The organism is Actinoplanes sp. NPDC051411, assembly GCF_040682075.1.
Taxonomy (GTDB): Bacteria; Actinomycetota; Actinomycetes; order Mycobacteriales; family Micromonosporaceae; genus Actinoplanes.
Genome location: NZ_JBFBAD010000175.1, coordinates 1 through 18448 on the forward strand (window position 1 = coordinate 1; position 18448 = coordinate 18448).

Sequence of the window (18448 nt, forward strand, 5' to 3'; positions counted from 1 at the left end):
GGCCGGCCCCGTCGTGGCGGCCGGCCCCGTCGTCGCGGCCGGCCCCGTCGTCGCGGCCGGCCCCGTCGTCGCGGCCGGCCCCGTCGTCGCGGCCGGCCCCGTCGTCGGGGCCGACCCAGCGCGCGAACGTGACCCGGAACACCACCACGCCCGCCTCCGCGGCCAGGGTCGCGTCGGGCTCGGGGACGCCCCGGGCGCGCAGGCCCTCGGCGAGGGCGCCGGCCAGCCGCGCCATCTTGATCAGCTCGCGCTCGAGCAGGTCGGCGTGGGAGCTGATGATCGCCTGCCGCTGACGCGAGTGCTCCCGGTGCTGACCCAGGAACTCGGCCGCGGTGTCGAGGGCGGCGGCGATCGCCTGCATCGGGGTGGCCTCCGGCGGCGCTCCGGCCAGCGCCGCGACCAGGGCCTCCTGCAGGTCGGACGAGCCGGCGAAGAGCACCTCGCGCTTGTCGGCGAAATGCCGGAAGAACGTACGCGCGGTGACGCCCGCCTTCGCCGCGATGTCGGCCACCGTCGTGTCGTCGAAGCCGCGTTCCACGTACAGCTGCATGGCGGCGGCCCGCAGCCGGCCGTTCGCGTCCTCCGCCCATCTCCCCACACTGTGAGTGTAGTCATGTCACATGATGACATGACTCCTGCTATGGTCATGTCATCAAGTGACATCAGGAGGTTCTCTCATGCGCGTCTTCGTCACCGGAGCGTCGGGCTGGATCGCGTCCGCCGTCGTCCCCGAACTGCTCACCGCCGGCCACCAGGTGCTCGGCCTGGCCCGCTCCGACGCCGCCGCGGCCAAGGTCGCCGCGCTCGGCGCCGATGTCCAGCACGGCGACCTGAACGACCTCGAAGGCCTGCGGGCGGCCGCCGCGGCGAGCGACGGGGTGGTCCACCTCGGCTACAACCACGACTTCTCCCAGATGAGCGCCGCCGCCGACACCGACCGCTCCGTGATCGACGCGTTCGGCGAGGTGCTGGCCGGCAGCGACCGGCCGCTGCTCATCGCCTCGGGCGTGCTCGGCCTGGCCAACGGCCGCACGGCCACCGAGGACGACCGCCCCGACGCGGCCGCCCACCCTCGGGTCGCCAACGCGGCCGCCACCCTGGCCCTGGCCGACCGCGGCGTCCGGTCGATCGTGGTCCGGTTCGCGCCGACCGTGCACGGTGAGGGCGACTACGGGTTCACGCGGATGCTCGCCGGCATCGCCCGGGAGAAGGGCGTCTCGGCGTACGTCGGCGACGGCGCCAACGTCTGGCCGGCCGTCCACCGCCTCGACGCCGGCTCACTGGTCGCCGGCGCCATCGACCGCGCCTCGGCCGGGACGATCCTGCACGCCACCGCCGAGGAGGGCGTACCGTCCCGCGAGATCGCCGAGGCGATCGGCCGCAGCCTCGACCTGCCGGTCAAGTCGATCCCGGCCGACCAGGCGGTCGGCCACTTCGGATGGATCGGCCCGATCTTCGCCGCCGACTCGCCCACCACCAGCGAGAAGACCCGGCGCCTCCTCGACTGGCACCCCACCCACAACACCCTGATCGAAGACCTCGACGCGGGGTACTACTCGAGCCCACGGTGACGGTCCGTACACCCGTGACCGGGCGGCCGGCAGCCTGATCCCGTCGCTCGAAGGCCGGCGGGTGATCGTGTTCGACGACCAGATGCGGGACACGCCGGCCGGCTGCCCGCCCGAGCAAGCAGTCGGCCGGCAGTTCTCACTTCCAGGGCCACGTCGACCCGGTTCTCAGCGGATTCGCAGGGAAGTTGTCCACAGGACCGGGCAGGGGCGGCCGATGGGGTGCCGCGAACGAGATCCTCACCCCCAGGAGACGTGATGTCCGTCAGCGCGATCGGCTCGATTTCCGGCACGAGCAGCGTCACCGACGCGTACACCGAGTTGCAGAAAGCCCAGCAGAGACTCGCCGCCGACCTGGCCGCCAAGGCGGACGCGGCGAAGGTGCTGGCCGCGGACCGCGACGCGGTGGCCCGGGCCCAGCAGGCGGCCCAGCAGGCGCAGGCCACGCAGGCGGCGCAGCGGGCCGCCGACCAGCAGATGCTGCCGGTGGCGCAGACGCCGCAGCAGCAGAGCAAGCCGATCACGGCGAGCGCGAGCGCGCTCGGCGGGTCCTTCGACGTTACGGTGTGACGGCCCCCGCGCCGAGGCGTTGTCCACAGCAGCCCGCTTATCCACAGGCTCCCCGCACGATCTTCGTTTTCGCGCGATAATCGAAATCGGGGGGCCCCGCGGGCGCGCGGAACCTATTTACGGCCTGATCTTTATTACGACCCGATCAGCGTCGCTCGTCAATGTTAATCGTTGACATCGAGATGCCTCGAAGACGAGACTTCTCCTGTGTCACATTCCCCCGCCGTTCGTCGCCGCGCCATTCCGGTCGCCGGCCTGCTGGCCATTGTCACGGCCCTGACCGGGGTGGCCGGCTGCGGCCGGCCCAAAGATGAAGACAACCCGCCGGCGGTCGCTCCATCCGCCGAGTTCGGCGGCACCGATCTCGCCTGGATCGAGATCACCATCGCGATGGACGAGCAGGTGCAACCGCTGCTCGCCCTGGTGCCCGAGCAGAGCCGGGATGCGAAGACGCAGGCCCTGGCGGTCAAGGTGCAGGCCTTCACCGGCACCGAGCTCGCTCAGCTGAGGGCGCTTCACGACGAGGCCGGGCTGCCGGCACAAAATCCGCACGAGGGCATGCCGATGCCGGGGCTGGTGTCGGCCGATACCGTCAAGAAGGCGTCCACCTTGCGGGGCGCCGCGTTCGACGAACTGGTTCGCGAGCAGATCTCCGCCCATTTGAAACAGGGGAGGAATCTGGCCGAGAGCGAGGAGAAGGCGGGCACCGATCAACGGACTCGCGCATTGGCGTCCGACGTCATTCACACGCGTACGGAAGCTTTGAGCTCTTGATGAACGGGCGCCGTCGTTATCGACGGCGCCCGTTCTTTCCTTACGGCAGTTCGTAGTTTTCGTTGAGGGCGGCGCCGCGGTCCGGCTTGTACTGGTCGAAACCGCGCGGGTCGCACTGCAGGCCACCGTTGATGCAGTGGGTGGTCAGGGCGGCCAGGGTCGGGACGTCCCAGGCGTTGAAGACGTCGTAATGGAATGAATAGCCGCGTCCGCTGGAGAAGTGGACCTGCGACATGTCGCCGCTGACCGGCCACGCCATCTTGAACTCGATCATCGGCACGGCGACCGGGTGGTCGTTCGGGCAGACGCCGAGCACCGGGTAGGCCATGTGCGACTTGTGGTCCGGCGTGTCCAGGTGGCGGCCGTCCCAGCAGCTGGGAGCCTGGAGCCGCGCGTTGAGCTGGGTGCCGGCCGGGCAGGTGGCCGGGATGTCCCAGTTGAACGAGCTGTCACCGCACTCGAAGCCCTCGACCGCGCCCGGGTTGTTCTTGAAGTCGTCGAGCGTGGCGCTCGGGCTGCCGACGACGTAGCGCAGGCCCGGCGGGAACGGCCGGACGCTGGTGTAGTCGATGACGCCACTCTTGTAGTAGATGACCTGCCGGCCCACCGGCTGCACCGCGTTCGTGCCGTTGAGCAGGGTCGGCATCCAGTAGCCGGTCTTGTCACCAGGCGTGATGCAGGCCGTGCCTCCGGACTGGAGCGACGCCAGCGTGGTGGTCGCGTTCGTGGTGGTGTTGCCCATGAACGTGTGCGAGTGCGAGGCGCCCGGCATGTTGGGGAACACGATCGGGTCGTCCGGCAGGTTGCTGCGGCTCACCGCGCAGTTGGCCTGGAACTCGTGGTGCGTGGTCGCCGGGTTGGTGGGCGGCGGCACGTAGGTCGACGGCACCACCCCGGTCACCGGCGGGTTCGCCATCACGTAACCCGGGCCGTCCGAGGCGGGCGGGTTGGTGAGCGATCCGTACACCTTGAACTCGAACAGCGAGTAGCCGTAGGTGGTGCCCCGCTGCGTTCCGTACATCCGGACGTAGCGACCGGAGCCGTTGACGTTGACGGTCTGATTACCGCCCGCGCCGGTGGTGGTGTTGTAGATCGAGGTCCAGGTGGTGCCGTCGGGCGAGGTCTGGATCTGGAAGGCCTTTGCGTACGCCGTCTCCCACTGCAGCTGGACCGACGTGATCGTGGCCGTGCTGCCGAGGTCGACACGCAGCCACTGCGGATCGGCCCAGGCACTGCCCCAGCGGGTGGTCGAGTTGCCGTCGACGGCCGCGGCGGCGGGGGCTCCGCCGTTCTCGGTCGACGAGGCGATCGTGGGACGGCCCTGCGAGAGCAGAGTGTCGGCGGCGTGGGCCGACTGCACGCCGGCGATCACGAGACCGCCGCCGAGCAGGGCCACGCCGATCGGGGCGACGAGGCGTCTGAGCCGCCGTTTCAGAACTGTCATGGTGTCTCCAGGGGATCGGGGAATCAGTACGCGCCGACGCGGGGACGCCGGGACGAACTTGGAGAGCGCTTTCCGAAGTGTTACGCCATGCTGTCGCGGACGTCAATGCTCCTGCCTTTTTGCGGGGGTTTTCGGCCTTTATACGCCTGGAGGGAGAGCGCTCTCCACGTGTGCTATAAAGACCGCATGCCAAGCGGACGCGCCCCGACCCTCGAGGACGTCGCCCGCGTGGCGGGCGTCTCCCGGGCCACCGTCTCCCGGGTCATCAACGGCATCCGCAACGTCGACCCCCAGATCCACGAGATGGTGTGGGACGCGGTCGGCCGCACCGGCTACGTTCCCAACCGGCTCGCCCGGTCCCTGGTCACCCGGCGCACCGGCACGGTCGCGCTGGTCGTCTCCGACTCCGAGTCGCACGACGACGACCCGTTCATGAGCCGCTTCTTCGCCGACCCCTACTTCGGGCGCGTCGTCGGCGGCCTGATGAGCGTGCTGCGCGCCTCGGGCATCCAGCTGGCGCTGCAGATCGTCGGCACCGAGGAGGGGCGCAAACGCCTGATCGGCGACCTGCGCAACGGGCAGGCCGACGGCGCCGTGGTGCTCTCGCTGCCGGCCGTCGACCCGCTCCCCCGCATGCTCACCGACGACGGCGTCCCGGCGGTCCTCATCGGACGGCCCGCCGAACCGGTGCCGATCAACTACGTCGACCTGGCCAACGAGACCGGCGCGACCCTGGCGGCGGAACACCTTCTGGGCCGGGGCTGCCGGCAGATCGGCATGATCTCGGGGCCGGCCGAGGTGCCGGCCAGCAGCGACCGCATCTCCGGCTTCCGCCGGACGATGGCAAAACACGGGCATGCGTGGGTGCCCACGGTCACCGGCAACTTCACCCAGGAGAGCGGCGAGGCCGCCATGCGTACGCTGCTGGCCGGCCACCCGGAACTCGACGGGGTGTTCGTGGCCAACGACCTCATGGCCCTGGGCGCGTTACTGGCCCTGCGCGACGCGGACCGCCGCGTGCCGGAAGACGTGGCGATGATCGGCTTCGACGACAGCAGCGCGGCGGTGGCGGCCCGGCCGGCGTTGACGACCGTGCGGCAGCCGCTGGAAGACATGGCGGCCGAGGCGGCCCGGCTGCTGCTGGCCCACATCGACGACCCGGGCGGCCGGGTGTCCTCCGTGATCTACGAGCCGAAGCTGGTCGTGCGCCAGTCGGCGTAAGCGTTTCCTCGCCGGCCAGCGGGCGGGATGCCGACCACGGGGTGGCGTCCCGCCCGCGCTCTGTCGCCTCGGCCTTGGCCTGACGGTTCAGCGGAGGTGGAGGCGCTCCAGGGCGTCGGTGGCGATCTCGAGCGCGAGTTGGTCGGCGAGGGTGGCGCCGACGAAGTCGCCGGCCGCGCGCATCCGGTCGGCGATCTGCTCGCCGCACGCCTGCGCCTCCGCGAGGCGGACGTCGCCCCCGAGGCCCCGCAGCCAGAGGACGGTCTTGGCAAGGTGGGGCGGGGCATCTCCGTACCCCGGCACCGGCAGCACCTTGATCGCCGCCGCGAGCCGGGCGAGCGGTGCGTCGTGGCCGTCGAGGAGCAGGCCGAACTGCTCATCCGGGCTGAGCTCCCCGCCGTCGGCCGAGACCAGCACCGGCGGCAGCGGGTGGCCGGCGACCGTCGGCAGCGAAACCGTCTCGTCGCCGACGTCGAAGCCGATGTGCACCCGAGACGCGTAGCCCGGCTCGTCGACGCAGACCACCACCCGCTGGGGTCCCGCCTCGCCGAGGTCCATCACCAGGGCGCTCGTCCGATCGAGGTCGCCGATCTGCAGTTCGCCGTCGAGCGGCTCGAACTCGTCGTCGAAGACGATCTCCCCGACGAGCGGCATCGCGCTCTCCCACACCGCCGCGCGAACCAGCCCGGCCCGGCCGATGCTCCGCACGATGATGTGGCCCGGCCCGGTGAAGATCGCGGCGTCGGCGTCCGCCCCGTCGCCCTCGGGATCGTCCAGAAATTCCTGCGGCACCGCCCCGCCGATCAACAGGTACGGCTTGTCGGCAAAGACGTTCACGGCCCCGACCATCATGGTCAGCAGCGTATCCAGCGACGTCGCGCCCTCATTAACTGGGCGCGACCCGGCTTCGGCGGGCGCTCGGCGGGGCAGTATGAATGCATGGCTGACGCGAGCCCCACCGGAGAATTCACCCGCGATTCGCGCTACATCTCGACGCGCATCACCGAGGACGGCCGGGACGGCTACCCGGTCGAGCCGGGTCGTTATCGCCTGGTCGTGAGCCGGGCCTGCCCGTGGGCCAACCGGGCGATCATCGTGCGCCGCCTGCTCGGCCTCGAGGACGTGCTCTCGATGGGCATCGCCGGGCCGACCCACGACGAGCGCAGCTGGACCTTCGACCTCGACCCGGGCGGCCGCGACCCGGTGCTCGGCATCGAACGCCTCCAGGAGGCCTATTTCGCGCGCTTCCCCGGCTATGAGAAAGGGATCACCGTGCCGGCGATCGTCGACGTGCCGACCGGACAGGTCGTCACCAACGACTTCGCCCAGATCACGATCGACCTGTCGCTGGAGTGGCGGAAATATCACCGGTCCGGCGCGCCCGAGCTCTATCCCGAGCATCTCCGCGAGCGGATCGACAAGGTCAACGACTTCGTCTTCGCGGACGTGAACAACGGCGTCTACCGGGCCGGCTTCGCGACCGGCCAGGAGGCGTACGAGAAGGCCTACCATCGCCTCTTCGACCGCCTGGACAAGCTCAGCGACCTGCTGGCGCGCCAGCGCTACCTCGCCGGCGACACGATCACCGAGGCCGACGTGCGGCTCTTCACCACGCTGGCCCGCTTCGACGCCGTCTATCACGGCCACTTCAAGTGCAATCGGAACAAGCTCTCCGAGATGCCGGTGCTCTGGTCCTATGCCCGTGACCTGTTCCAGACCCCGGGCTTCGGCGACACGATCGACTTCGTCGACATCAAGCGGCACTACTACATCGTTCACGCGAACATCAACCCCACCGGTATCGTGCCGGCCGGCCCCGACCTGTCGAACTGGCTCGCTCCGCACGATCGCGACCGTCTGGGCGGCCGCCCCTTCGGCGACGGGACTCCCCCGCCGCCGCCCAAGGAGGTCGTCCCGGCCGGCCACGGCGCCGTCTGAGCGCCGCCCCTGTTTTCACGGATCCAGACCAGCGCTATTCCAACCAGCGCAGGTCGCCGCGGGCCGGGTCGGCGGGCTGGTGCAGCGCCTCGCGGAGCAGGTCGTCGAGCTGGCGGCGCTTCTCGGCCGGGAGATGCGCCAGCAACCGCTCCTGCTCGGCCAGGCCCGCGCTGACCGCCTGATCGACGACGTCGAAGCCGTGCGGCGTGAGCCGCACCAGAACTCCGCGCCGGTCGCTCGGCGACGGTGACCGCTCCACCATGCCCGCCTTCTCCAGCCGGTCGAGGCGCGCGGTCGTGCCGCCGGTGCTGAGCATCATGGAGGCGGCCAGGGCGCCGGGTGACAACTGATAGGGCTCGCCCGCCCGGCGCAGGGTGGCGAGCACGTCGAACTCCGGCCGGCCGATGCCGAAGGTGGCATAGGCCTTCTCTGCCCGGTCGCCCGCGAGCCGGGCCAGCCGGAAGATGCGGCCGAAGATCGCCATCGGGCCGGTGTCGAGGTCGGGCCGCTCGTGCGCCCACTGCCCGACGATGCGGTCGACTCCGTCTTTTTCTCTCGCATGTGCCACGCCCCAATTGTCTCGACGTCGAGCTTCTTGACAACGAGGAGCCTAGAGGCATTTTATCTTTATGTCGAGATACTTTCCGTCGAGAGACTCCAGGGAGCTTCCGATGCGCACTCCGGTCCTCGTCATCACCGCCCTCACCCCGGCCATCTGGGGCACGACCTATGCGGTCACCACCGAGTTCCTGCCGGCCGGGCGCCCGCTGCTCGCCGGCGTGCTCCGCGCTCTCCCGGCCGGCCTGCTGCTCATCACCCTGACCCGGCGCCTGCCGCGCGGCGTGTGGTGGTGGCGCTCGGCCGTCCTCGGCGCGCTCAACATCGGGCTTTTCTTCGCCATGCTCTTCGTCAGCGCCTATCGCCTGCCCGGCGGCATGGCGGCCGTGCTCGGCGCGGCCCAGCCGCTGGTCGTGGCCGGCCTCACCGTGCTGCTGCTGATCGAGCGGGTCGCGCTGCGCACGGTTCTCGCCGCCCTGGCCGGCGCGGCCGGCGTGGCCCTGGCCGTGTTGACCGCGACCGCCCGGCTCGACCCCCTCGGCCTGCTCGCCGGCCTGACCGGCACCACGTCGATGGCCCTCGGCCTGGTGCTGACCAAGCGCTGGGGCCGCCCCGGCGTCTCCCTGCTGACCTCGACCGGCTGGCAGCTCAGCGCGGGCGGCCTCCTGCTGGCCCCGGTCGCGCTCGTCGCCGAGAGCCCTCCCCCGGCGCTCACCGCGACCAATCTCGCGGGCTATGCCTACCTGTCACTGGTCGGCACGGCGATGGCCTATTCGATCTGGTTCTGGGGCCTGGAGCGGCTGCCGGCGGCCCGGGTCTCGCTGCTCGGCCTTCTCTCGCCGCTGGTCGCGGCCGTGGTCGGCTGGGCCGCGCTGGGCCAGGGCCTCACCGTGGCCCAGGTCGGCGGCATGGTGCTGGCCTTCGGCGCGGTGCTGTGGGGTCAGCGCGGTTCAGCGCAGGTCCGCGTTCTCGACCACCCGGCTCGGGAAACCGGTGCGCGCGGCGTGCAGCATCGCCCGGCCGAGCCGGTCGGAGGTGGTGACATATTTCGGGGCGATCCGCTCGGCGAGCGTGAGCAGGGGCGCCGTGGCGGTATAGATCGAGTTGTAGAGCCGGGTCTTGGAGCGCGCGCCGTGCGTCGGGCGGATGATCCCGGGGCGGAAGGCATATCCGTTGGGCAGCAAGGCGATGATGTCCCGCTCGGCCCGCCCCTTGACCCGCGACCACATCCGGCGGCCGTCGGGGTCGGTGCCCGCGCCCGAGACATAGACGAAAACGACCCGCGGGCTGACCTCGGCAAAGACGCGGGCCGCCGCCATCGGATAGTCGTAGGAGACCACGGTGTATTCGGCCTCGTCGAGACCCACCGACGAGACACCCAGGCAATAGAAGCAGGCGTCGGCGCCGGCCAGGTCGTCCTTGACCGGCGTCAGGTCGGCGAAATCGCTGAGCCTGACCTCGCGCAGCTTGGGGTGCCGCACTCCGGTCGGCGTCCGGCCGACGGCGACGACCTCCTCGACGTCGGGGGCGAGCAGGCTCTCGCGCAGCACACCCTGGCCGACCATGCCGGTCGCACCGAAGACGACGACCTTCATCGCTGCTCCCCTCGCGCCCAGATCTCTGAATGCCAGCTCTCGCACCCCGGTCAGCAGCCCCGGGCGCCCGCTGTCCCCTGATCATTGGCCATCCCCCGGTGTGACACACCCGGGTTGCTCGATCCGGTGATCAGCGCATCGGCTGCGTCCGCGAGAGCGATCGCTGACGCGACCCTTATTCTGCGCCTCGCACGGTCCGGCGATCCTGTCACGGTCCGCGGTGGGCCTGCTTTCGGGTACGCCGTGACGACCTGACCTGCTCCCCGAGACCGGTGTCAAACCAAGCCCCGAAAACGTCGTACCCGTCTCCTAGGGTTTGCCCGTGCCTGTTGAACGATGGTCCGTCACCCAGGTCGAGTCTCTCGCTCCCGACGCCACGTCGGTGAAGGCCGCGCGCGGTCTCTCCGGCGCCGGCTCCTGGTCGTCGGCCGGGCGCCTCGACGACATCGTCTGGGGCGTCTGCCGCAGCTATCAGGTCTGCGTCGACCTGACCGGTCCGGCCTTCAAGTGCTCCTGCCCGAGCCGCAAGATCCCTTGCAAACACTCCCTCGGCCTGCTCCTGCGCTGGGCCGAGTCCGATGTGTCCGGCGAGCCCGCGCCCGCGTTCGCCGTCGAGTGGCAGGCCGCGGCCAAGGCCGAGGCCAAGCCGCGGGCCGCCACCACCCCCGACCCGGCCGCCGCCGCCCGCCGGGCCGAGCAGCGCGCCGAGCGCGTGGCCGGCGGCATGGCCGAGCTGCGGCGCTGGCTCGACGACCAGGTCCAGCTGGGCCTGGCCGGTGCCCAGCGGGGTGGCCACCAGCCGTTCGAGACCATGGCCGCCCGGCTGGTCGACGCCCAGGCGCCGGGCGCCGCCGGCGCGGTGCGGCGCCTGGGCTCGTTCGCCGGCATCGGCCCGCACTGGGCCGACCGTCTGCTGGGCGAGCTGGCGCTGCTGCGGCTGCTGGTGTCCGGGCACGAGCGACTCTCCGAGCTGACGCCCGAGCTGGCCGCCACGGTCCGCAGCCGCATCGGCTTCCCGGTCGCCACCGAGGAGGTGCTGGCCGGTGCCCGGGTGAGCGACCGCTGGCAGGTGCTCGGCCAGGTCGACACCGACGACGGCGCGCTGACCACCCGGCGCACCTGGCTGCACGGCGCGGCGCACGACCGGTTCGCGCTGGTGCTCTTGTTCGCCGCGGCCGGGCAGCCGCTGACCGCCGACCTCGTTCCCGGCACCGAGTTCCGCGGCGATCTCACCTTCTACCCCGGCTCGGCTCCTCTGCGCGCTCTGGTCGCCTCGCGTGACAGCGGAGCCGAGCCGTTCCGGTCGCCCGACGGCGCCACCGGTCTCGGCCCCGCGCTGGCCGGCTGGGCCTCGACGGTCGCCGCCGAGCCCTGGCGTTACGACGCCCCGGTCCTGCTGGCCGGCGTCACCCCGACCGACGACGGCTGGCTGGCCGACACGACCGGCCACGCCCTGCCCCTGGCGGCCGGCCATCGCGAGCCGTGGTGGCTGCTCGCCGCGTCCGGGGCCGCACCGGTGACGGTCGCCGCCGAGTGGTCACCCTCCGGGCTGCGCCCGCTGGCCGCCTGGGTCGACGGCGAGTTCGTTCCCGCCGCGCCGCCGCTGCCCGATCCGGGCACCACCCGTGGCCCCGAGCTTCCGCCCGAGATGCTGGCCGCGGCCCTGGTCGGCACCGCCCGCCGCCCGTGGGCCGGCTCGGCGCCGCTGCTCGACACGGCCGCGGTCGCCCTCACTGCGCGGCGGGCGGCGGTGATGCCGGCGACCGGCCGTTCCGGGGTTCCCGCGTCGCCGCCCGAGACCTCACCCGCCCTGCCCTCCGCAGCCGGGCGACGCCTGGCCCGCATTCTCGCCGACGGTGTTCCCGGCGGCAGCCAGCTCGCCCAGGAGCTCCTGGCCCAGTGGCTGGCCGCCGCCGCCGAGCGGGCCGGCCACGTGCCGCCGGCGACGCTTCCCACGCTGCTCGACGCGGGCCGCCGCAATTCGATTATCCGCCCGTCGATCGCCCGGGTCGCGGGACGCCGTGGCCAGTGGCTGGCCGGCATGCGCGCCGACTGGCGCTGGCTGCGCGACGAGGCCGCCGCCCCGGCCGAGGCCACGCAGGCGACCGTCTCGTCCGACGACGTCTGGGAGACCGGCACGCTCGGTGAGCGGCTCGGCCATCTCACGGCGCTCCGGCGCACCGCGCCGGGCCGGGCCCGCGAGCTCGTCGAGAGCACCTGGGCCAAGGAGTCGTCCGACGACCGGGCACGGTTCCTCGGCGCTTTCGGCACCGGCCTGTCGCTCGACGACGACGCGTTCCTCGAGCAGGCGCTCGACGACCGCCGCAAGGAGGTGCGCGAGGCGGCGCTGGAGCTGCTCCGCGGCCTTCCGGGCGCCTCGCTCGGTGTCCGGATGGCCGAGCGGGCCCGCGCCGCCGTCCAGGTCGAGCATCGTCAGATCGGCGCCGGCCGGCTGGTCGTGACGCCGCCCGAGGAGCTGACCGCCGAGCTTCGCCGCGACGGCGTGGGTGCCACACCGGCCCGGGGCACCGGCGTGAGCGCGTGGCTGCTCGAAGAGGTGGTCGCCGGGGCGCCGCTGTCGACGTGGAGCGACCCGGCCACGATGCTCGGGCTCGCCCGCGGCACCGACTGGGAGCTGCCGCTGCTGCACGGTTGGGCCAAGGCGGCCACCGCGCAGGGCGACACCGCCTGGACGACCACGCTGCTCGGCCAGGCGTCGGCCGGCCTGCGCGAGTCGGTGCGGTGGGATCTGCATCTGGTGCTGCCGTCCGACGAGCTCGGCCGGCTCGCCGCCGAGGCGCTGCGCCGTGAGGACGGCATGGCCAACCGGCTGCTCGCCCTTCACTCGGGGCGGTGGCCCGACGAGCTGTCGGTCGCCGTCATCGAGACGATCGCCCACCGCGCCCGCACCGACCGCCACACCTGGCAGCTGAGCGAGCTGTGCCGAGCCGCCGCGGTCGCCATGCCGCCGAGCTATGCCGACCCGGTCGGCCGGCTCGCCCTCCAACTCGACCAGGAGCCGGCCGACCAGTCCCGGGTGAGACCGGTCGCCGACCTGGCCCGCGCTTTGATCTTCCGACGCGAGATGTTCGAGGAATTGCAGCAGTGACCCGAATTCATGCCATGACCACAAGGAGCTTCGAGTGACCTCACTGCGCCCGCACGCCGAGGACCAGTTCGCCGACGAGCTGGCCCAACTCGCCGCAGCCGACGACCGGCCGCGCCCGCCCGGCTGGCGGCTCTCCCCGCAGGCCGTGGTGACCTACCTGCTCGGTGACGGCGCCAAGATCACTCCGAAATACGTCGGCCCGCGGCGGCTCATGGAGGTGGCGGTCTCGACCCTGGTCACCGATCGGGCGCTCCTGCTGCTCGGCGTGCCCGGCACCGCCAAGACCTGGGTCTCCGAGCATCTCTCGGCCGCGATCTCGGGCGATTCGACCCTGCTGGTGCAGGGCACCGCGGGCACGCCCGAGGAGGCCATTCGATACGGGTGGAACTACGCCCGCCTGCTCGCCGAAGGACCGACCGAGGCGGCACTCGTGCCCAGCCCGATCATGCGGGCCATGCAGGGCGGCACGATCGCCCGGCTCGAGGAGCTGACCCGCGTCCCGTCCGACGTGCAAGATGCGCTGATCACGATCCTGTCCGAGAAGACGCTGCCGGTCCCCGAGCTCAACACCGAGGTGCAGGCGCAGCGCGGGTTCAACCTGATCGCCACGGCCAACGACCGCGACCGCGGGGTCAACGAGTTGTCCAGCGCCCTGCGCCGCCGGTTCAACACGGTCGTGCTCCCGGTGCCGGCCTCGGCCGACGACGAGGTCGAGATCGTCGCCCGCCGGGTGTCGCAGCTCGGCAAGTCGCTCGACCTGCCCGAGGTGCCGGCCGCGCTGGAGGAGATCCGGCGGGTGGTCACGGTCTTCCGCGAGCTGCGCTCCGGCCTCACCGAAGACGGCCGCACCAAGCTGAAGTCGCCGACCGGCACCCTGTCGACCGCCGAGGCGATCTCGGTCATCACCAACGGCATGGCCCTGGCCACCCACTTCGGCGACGGCACCCTGCACCCAGGCGACGTGGCCGCCGGCATCGTCGGCGCGGTCGTGAAAGACCCGGTGTCCGACGGCGTCGTCTGGCGCGAATACCTCGAGACCGTGGTCCGCGACCGGGCCGACTGGCGCGACTTCTACCGGGCCGCCCGCGATGCCTGAACGCGTCTACGGCATCCGGCACCACGGCCCGGGCTCGGCCCGGGCGGTGGTGCAGGAGCTGGAGAGCCATCCACCCGACGTGCTGCTGGTCGAGGGGCCACCCGAGGCGGACGACCTGGTGCGCTGGGTGGGCGACGCCGGCCTGGAGCCACCGGTCGCCCTCCTGGGCTACGCGGCCGACGACCCCCGCCGGGCCGCGTTCTGGCCGTTCGCCGTCTTCTCCCCCGAGTGGCAGGCGATCCGCTGGGCCGTCGAACACAACGTCCCGGTCCGCTTCTTCGACCTTCCCTTCGCCTTCCGCCTGACCGACGACAAGCCGCACGACCCGCCCGCCGACGCCCCTCCAAGCAGCACCGCCCCGCCAAGCAGCACCGCCCCGCCAAGCAGCACCGCCCCGCCGAACAGCGACGACGGCGCCGGCGACGCACCGGCCGACCACGCCGCCACGGTCGGGCCGGATGCCGGGCTCGTCCCGACCGGGCCCGATGCCGGACCGGGGCACGAGGGCGAGGCCGAACCGCGCCGGCCGGTCGACCCGATCGGCGAACTGGCCGCGGCGGCCGGCTACGACGATCCCGAACGCTGGTGGGAAGACGTGGTCGAGCATCGCGGCCTGCCGGCGTTCGAGGCGATCGCCGAGGCGATGACGGCGATCCGCGAGTCCTCGCCCGAGGACCCGGACGACCTGTTGCGCGAGGCGTACATGCGGACCGTGCTGCGCGAGGTCCGGAAGTCCTATGACGACATCGCGATCGTCTGCGGGGCCTGGCACGTGCCGGCGCTGAGCCGCAAGGTCGCGATCAAGGACGACGCCGCCCTGCTCAAGGGCCAGAAGAAGGCGAAGGTCGCGTTCACCTGGGTGCCGTGGACGTACGGGCGGCTCGCCTCCTGGTCCGGTTACGGCGCGGGCGTGCGATCGCCGGGGTGGTACCACCATCTGTTCAACTCGAGCAGCGAAGTGGTGCCACGGTGGCTGGTCGACGCGGCCGGGGTGCTGCGGGCCGAAGGCGTGCCGACCTCGTCCGCCCACGTCATCGAGGCGACCCGGCTGGCCGAGGCGCTGGCCACCCTGCGCGGGCGCCCGCTGGCCGGGCTGGCCGAGGTCACCGAGGCCGCCGAGGCCGTGATGTGCGACGGCGAGCCGCTGCGGGTCGAGCTGATCAGCAGCAAGCTGGTCGTCGGCGAGCGGCTCGGTGGAGTGCCCGACGACATGCCGGCGGTTCCGCTGGCCAAAGACCTCGCGGCCCAGCAGCGCTCGCTCAAACTCAAGCCCGAGGCCCTGGAACGGGCGCTCGACCTCGACCTCCGCAAGGAGAACGACCTGAAGCGCAGCCGCCTGCTGCACCGCCTGCGCACGATCGACGTGCCGTGGGGCGAGCCGGCGACGACCCGGCGCGGCATGGGAACCTTCCGCGAGGAATGGCGGCTGCGATGGCAGCCCGAGTTCGCCGTACGCCTCGTCGAGGGCAGCATGTTCGGCACCACGGTGGCCGCGGCCGCCACGGCCAAGGTCACCGGGGCCGCCCGCGGGGCCGCGACGCTGGCCGAGGTCACGGCACTGGTCGAGACGTGCCTGCTGGCCGACCTCGGCGAGGCGTACAAACCGGTGCTGGCCGCGCTCGACACCCGGGCCGCCCTCGACGCCGACGTCAACCACCTCATGGCGGCCATCCCGGCACTAGCCCGGACACTGCGGTACGGCGATGTGCGGCGTACGGATCTCGGTGGCCTCGCCACGGTGACCGCAAGCCTCCTCGGGCGCGTTTGCGCCGGTCTGCCCTCGGCGGCGGGATCGCTCTCGGACGACGCCGCCAAGGAACTGCGCACCCGGATCGACGGGGTGCACGCGGCGGTCGGCCTGCTCGACGACCAGGAGCTGCGCGAACGCTGGCTGACCACGCTCGGGTCGGTCGCCGGGCGCGCCGACCTGCACGGCCTGCTCGCCGGGCGGCTCACCCGGCTGCTGCTCGACGCCGGCCGGGTCGACGGCGCCGAGGCGCGTCGCCGGCTGCGGCTGCCACTGACCATCGGCACGCCGCCCGCCCACGCCGCGGCCTGGGTCGAGGGCTTCCTCGGCGGCGGCGGGTTGCTGCTGGTGCACGACGATGCCCTGCTGCAACTGCTCGACGACTGGCTCGGCGACATCCCGGCCGGCGCGTTCGACGATGTGCTGCCGTTGCTGCGCCGCACGTTCGGCGCGTTCGACATGGGCGAGCGGCGGGCGATCGGCGAACGGGTGGCGGGTCCTCGGGCGGCCGCCACGGAAAGCGCGGACGGGCTCGGCTACGACCCGGAGCGGGCGGCGCTGGTCGTGCCGACGCTGAGCGAGTTGCTCGGTCGCGACGTCTCGGCCGACGCCATCTTCAGCCCGAAGGAGGGGCGATGAGTACGCACGAAAGCAGGGACATGAGCGCCGGCACGGACGGCGGCGTGAGCGGCGCGCCGGACGGCGGGGACGCCGCCCGGGAGCGGTTGCGCCGGTGGCGAATGGTGCTTGGCGGGCCGTCCGAGCAGGCGCTGGGCAAGGCCGAGGGACGCGACGGGGCGATGGATGCCGCGCTGGCCGCGCTCTACGACGCCGACGGGGAGGACGGCGACCGGCGCGGAGCGAAGCGGTCGGCCGGGCTCGGCGGGTCGGCGCCCAAGGTGGCCCGATGGCTCGGCGACATCCGGGAATACTTCCCGAGCACGGTCGTACAGGTCATGCAGGCCGACGCGATCGAGCGGCTCGACCTGACCCGGCTGCTGCTCGAGCCGGAGATGCTGGCCGCGGTCGAGCCCGACGTGCATCTCGTCGGCACGCTGCTCTCACTCAACCGGGTCATGCCCGATCAGACCAAGGACGCGGCCCGGCAGGTCGTCCGGAAGGTCGTCGACGACCTGGAGAAGCGGATCGCCCAGCAGACCCGGGCGGCGGTGAACGGCGCGCTCAACCGGGCCGCCCGCATCAACCGGCCCCGGCACGCCGACATCGACTGGGACAAGACGATCCGCGCCAACCTCAAGCACTACCAGGCCGAGCACCGCACGGTCATCCCGGAGCGGCTGGTGGGGTACGGGCGGCGCACCACCGCGGTGCAGCGTGACGTCGTGCTGTGCGTGGACCAGTCCGGGTCGATGGCCGCGTCGGTCGTGTTCTCCGGTGTCTTCGCCGCCGTGCTCGCCTCCATGCGGTCGCTGCGCACGTCGCTGGTCGTCTTCGACACCTCGGTCGTCGACCTCACCGACCAGCTGAGCGACCCGGTCGAGGTCCTCTTCGGCACCCAGCTGGGCGGCGGCACCGACATCAACCGGGCGATCGCCTACAGCCAACAACTGATCACCCGGCCCCGGGACAGCATCTTCGTGCTGATCAGCGATCTCTACGAGGGTGGAGTCCGCGAGCAGATGCTGCGCCGGGTCGCCGAGATGACCTCGGCCGGGGTTCAGGTCGTGGTGCTGCTCGCCCTGTCCGACGAGGGGGCGCCGGCCTACGACCACGAGAACGCGGCCGCGCTCGCGGCGCTGGGAGTGCCCGCCTTCGCGTGCACACCAGACGCGTTCCCCGACCTCATGGCGGCGGCGATCGAGCGGCGCGACCTCAAGGCTTTCGCCGAGCGTTTCGCGGACCAGAGAGGGATCAGGTGAGGTAAGTAGTGTGGACGCTATGACTGATTACACGGCAGCCCCCGACGGTCACGCGGACGCGCCCCGGCCCGGCACTCAGTCGATCAACGCCGAGCGCTGGCAGGAGAGCTGGGACCGGCAGCAGACGGCCTTCATGCCCGACCGCGAGCAGCGCTTCGCCGCGATGCTCGACGCGGTGGCCGCGACGACCGACGGGCGGCCGCCGCGACTGCTCGATCTCGCCGGCGGCACCGGCACGATCTCGCTGCGGGCACTGGCCCGCTTCACCGGCGCCGACGTCACGGTCCTCGATCAAGACCCGGTGCTCCTGGCGATCGCCGGCGCCTCGCTGCGCGACCGGGGCACCGTCATCGACGCCGACCTGAGCGACCCGGGCTGGCGGGCAAAGCTGCCGCGGGAGGGCTTCGACGCCGTCCTCACCGCGACCGCGCTGCACTGGCTGCCAGCCGAGCGGGTGGCCGCGCTCTACGCCGAGGTGCGTGAGGTGCTGCGCCCGGGCGGCATCTTCGCGAACGCCGACCACATGCCCGAGGAAAGCCTGCCCACGCTGTCGGCCAAACTCCGCGATCACGCCCGCGGCGTGCGCGAGAACCGGTACGCGACCGGCGCCGCCACCTCCTGGCCCGACTGGTGGAAGCTCGCGGCGGCCGACGAAGTCCTCGCCCCGAAGGCGATCGAGCGGGAGCGCATCTACCCGTCGGCCCGCCACCATCACGAGTGGACGCCGCCGGCCACCTGGCACGTCGAGGCGCTCCGCGCGGCCGGCTACACCGAGGCCGGCATCCTGTGGCGGGGCGGCACCGACGCCGCGGTGGTGGGGGTGCGCTAACCGGGCCGCTCACGCCCAGGCGCGGCGGACACGGCGACCAAGAGGGCCCGGCAAAGCGTGACGAGAGCGCGCCGCGACCGGGCGGCACAGGCCGCACCCCGCCACGGCCGTGTGCCGCC

At 72.3% G+C, this 18448-nt stretch carries 15 protein-coding genes and 1 pseudogene; 11 read left to right on the top strand and 5 right to left on the bottom strand.

Annotated elements, in window-relative coordinates:
* On the bottom strand, positions 1-598 hold a 598-nt coding region (locus AB0M88_RS48240; protein ID WP_364114170.1), incomplete at its 3' end, for a TetR family transcriptional regulator.
* Positions 599-677: 79 nt separating this feature from the next.
* On the opposite strand from AB0M88_RS48240, the gene AB0M88_RS48245 reads away from it, so the two are divergent.
* The 3 genes from AB0M88_RS48245 to AB0M88_RS48255 all read left to right on the top strand — a co-directional run bounded on the left by AB0M88_RS48245 (position 678) and on the right by AB0M88_RS48255 (position 2912).
* Positions 678-1571, top strand: a complete 894-nt coding sequence (locus AB0M88_RS48245; protein WP_364114172.1) for an SDR family oxidoreductase — start codon at positions 678-680, stop codon at positions 1569-1571.
* A gap of 255 nt (positions 1572-1826) precedes the next feature.
* Complete coding sequence (locus AB0M88_RS48250; protein ID WP_364114174.1) at positions 1827-2138, top strand: hypothetical protein; 312 nt, start codon at positions 1827-1829, stop codon at positions 2136-2138.
* Positions 2139-2345: 207 nt separating this feature from the next.
* Positions 2346-2912: a DUF305 domain-containing protein gene (locus AB0M88_RS48255; protein ID WP_364114176.1), complete on the top strand. Its 567-nt coding sequence runs from the start codon at positions 2346-2348 to the stop codon at positions 2910-2912.
* A gap of 40 nt (positions 2913-2952) precedes the next feature.
* Here the strand turns inward: AB0M88_RS48255 and AB0M88_RS48260 are convergent, their stop codons facing one another.
* On the bottom strand, positions 2953-4356 hold the full coding sequence (locus tag AB0M88_RS48260) for a DUF1996 domain-containing protein (RefSeq protein WP_364114178.1): 1404 nt from the start codon (positions 4354-4356) through the stop codon (positions 2953-2955).
* 186 nt (positions 4357-4542) lie between these two features.
* Here AB0M88_RS48260 and AB0M88_RS48265 point away from each other — a divergent pair, with 186 nt between their 5' ends.
* Complete coding sequence (locus AB0M88_RS48265) at positions 4543-5577, top strand: LacI family DNA-binding transcriptional regulator (protein WP_364114180.1); 1035 nt, start codon at positions 4543-4545, stop codon at positions 5575-5577.
* 87 nt (positions 5578-5664) lie between these two features.
* Here the strand turns inward: AB0M88_RS48265 and AB0M88_RS48270 are convergent, their stop codons facing one another.
* Positions 5665-6429, bottom strand: coding sequence for a hypothetical protein (locus tag AB0M88_RS48270; RefSeq protein ID WP_364114182.1), 765 nt, complete (start codon positions 6427-6429; stop codon positions 5665-5667).
* Between the two features lie 87 nt (positions 6430-6516).
* Between AB0M88_RS48270 and AB0M88_RS48275 the strand changes: the two genes are divergently transcribed.
* Positions 6517-7515 carry a glutathione S-transferase C-terminal domain-containing protein gene (locus tag AB0M88_RS48275; protein WP_364114184.1) on the top strand — a complete coding sequence of 333 codons (999 nt, stop codon included), beginning with the start codon at positions 6517-6519 and terminating at the stop codon, positions 7513-7515.
* Positions 7516-7549: 34 nt separating this feature from the next.
* Here AB0M88_RS48275 and AB0M88_RS48280 read toward each other — a convergent pair whose 3' ends face one another.
* Positions 7550-8083 (bottom strand): MarR family transcriptional regulator, encoded by a 534-nt coding sequence (locus tag AB0M88_RS48280; RefSeq protein ID WP_364114186.1) that lies wholly within the window; start codon positions 8081-8083, stop codon positions 7550-7552.
* Between the two features lie 103 nt (positions 8084-8186).
* Here AB0M88_RS48280 and AB0M88_RS48285 point away from each other — a divergent pair.
* Positions 8187-8996, top strand: a pseudogene (locus AB0M88_RS48285) (EamA family transporter); the annotation flags it as partial.
* A gap of 27 nt (positions 8997-9023) precedes the next feature.
* Here AB0M88_RS48285 and AB0M88_RS48290 read toward each other — a convergent pair.
* Entirely contained in the window at positions 9024-9668 is a 645-nt protein-coding gene (locus AB0M88_RS48290) for an NAD-dependent epimerase/dehydratase family protein (RefSeq protein ID WP_364114198.1), read from the bottom strand.
* A gap of 322 nt (positions 9669-9990) precedes the next feature.
* On the opposite strand from AB0M88_RS48290, the gene AB0M88_RS48295 reads away from it, so the two are divergent.
* Genes AB0M88_RS48295 through AB0M88_RS48315 form a run of 5 tightly spaced genes read left to right on the top strand, consistent with a single transcriptional unit; the run spans position 9991 to position 18329 of the window.
* Complete coding sequence (locus tag AB0M88_RS48295; protein WP_364114188.1) at positions 9991-12777, top strand: DUF5691 domain-containing protein; 2787 nt, start codon at positions 9991-9993, stop codon at positions 12775-12777.
* Between the two features lie 34 nt (positions 12778-12811).
* Complete coding sequence (locus tag AB0M88_RS48300; RefSeq protein ID WP_364114190.1) at positions 12812-13873, top strand: AAA family ATPase; 1062 nt, start codon at positions 12812-12814, stop codon at positions 13871-13873.
* Positions 13866-16259 carry a DUF5682 family protein gene (locus AB0M88_RS48305; RefSeq protein WP_364114192.1) on the top strand — a complete coding sequence of 798 codons (2394 nt, stop codon included), beginning with the start codon at positions 13866-13868 and terminating at the stop codon, positions 16257-16259. Before AB0M88_RS48300 ends, AB0M88_RS48305 begins: the two co-directional genes overlap by 8 nt.
* Positions 16256-17500, top strand: a complete 1245-nt coding sequence (locus tag AB0M88_RS48310) for a VWA domain-containing protein (protein ID WP_364114194.1) — start codon at positions 16256-16258, stop codon at positions 17498-17500. Before AB0M88_RS48305 ends, AB0M88_RS48310 begins: the two co-directional genes overlap by 4 nt.
* A 19-nt stretch (positions 17501-17519) precedes the next feature.
* Positions 17520-18329: a class I SAM-dependent methyltransferase gene (locus tag AB0M88_RS48315; protein ID WP_364114196.1), complete on the top strand. Its 810-nt coding sequence runs from the start codon at positions 17520-17522 to the stop codon at positions 18327-18329.
* The last annotated feature ends 119 nt before the right edge of the window (positions 18330-18448 follow it).

Bases quoted from the DNA above. Each gene is read 5' to 3' on its own strand.
- AB0M88_RS48245 (WP_364114172.1), top strand. From the start codon at position 678: ATGCGCGTCTTCGTCACCGGAGCGTCGGGCTGGATCGCGTCCGCCGTC.
- AB0M88_RS48250 (WP_364114174.1), top strand. From the start codon at position 1,827: ATGTCCGTCAGCGCGATCGGCTCGATTTCCGGCACGAGCAGCGTCACC.
- AB0M88_RS48260 (WP_364114178.1), bottom strand. From the start codon at position 4,356: ATGACAGTTCTGAAACGGCGGCTCAGACGCCTCGTCGCCCCGATCGGC.
- AB0M88_RS48265 (WP_364114180.1), top strand. From the start codon at position 4,543: ATGCCAAGCGGACGCGCCCCGACCCTCGAGGACGTCGCCCGCGTGGCG.
- AB0M88_RS48270 (WP_364114182.1), bottom strand. From the start codon at position 6,429: ATGATGGTCGGGGCCGTGAACGTCTTTGCCGACAAGCCGTACCTGTTG.
- AB0M88_RS48275 (WP_364114184.1), top strand. From the start codon at position 6,517: ATGGCTGACGCGAGCCCCACCGGAGAATTCACCCGCGATTCGCGCTAC.
- AB0M88_RS48290 (WP_364114198.1), bottom strand. From the start codon at position 9,668: ATGAAGGTCGTCGTCTTCGGTGCGACCGGCATGGTCGGCCAGGGTGTG.
- AB0M88_RS48305 (WP_364114192.1), top strand. From the start codon at position 13,866: ATGCCTGAACGCGTCTACGGCATCCGGCACCACGGCCCGGGCTCGGCC.
- AB0M88_RS48310 (WP_364114194.1), top strand. From the start codon at position 16,256: ATGAGTACGCACGAAAGCAGGGACATGAGCGCCGGCACGGACGGCGGC.
- AB0M88_RS48315 (WP_364114196.1), top strand. From the start codon at position 17,520: ATGACTGATTACACGGCAGCCCCCGACGGTCACGCGGACGCGCCCCGG.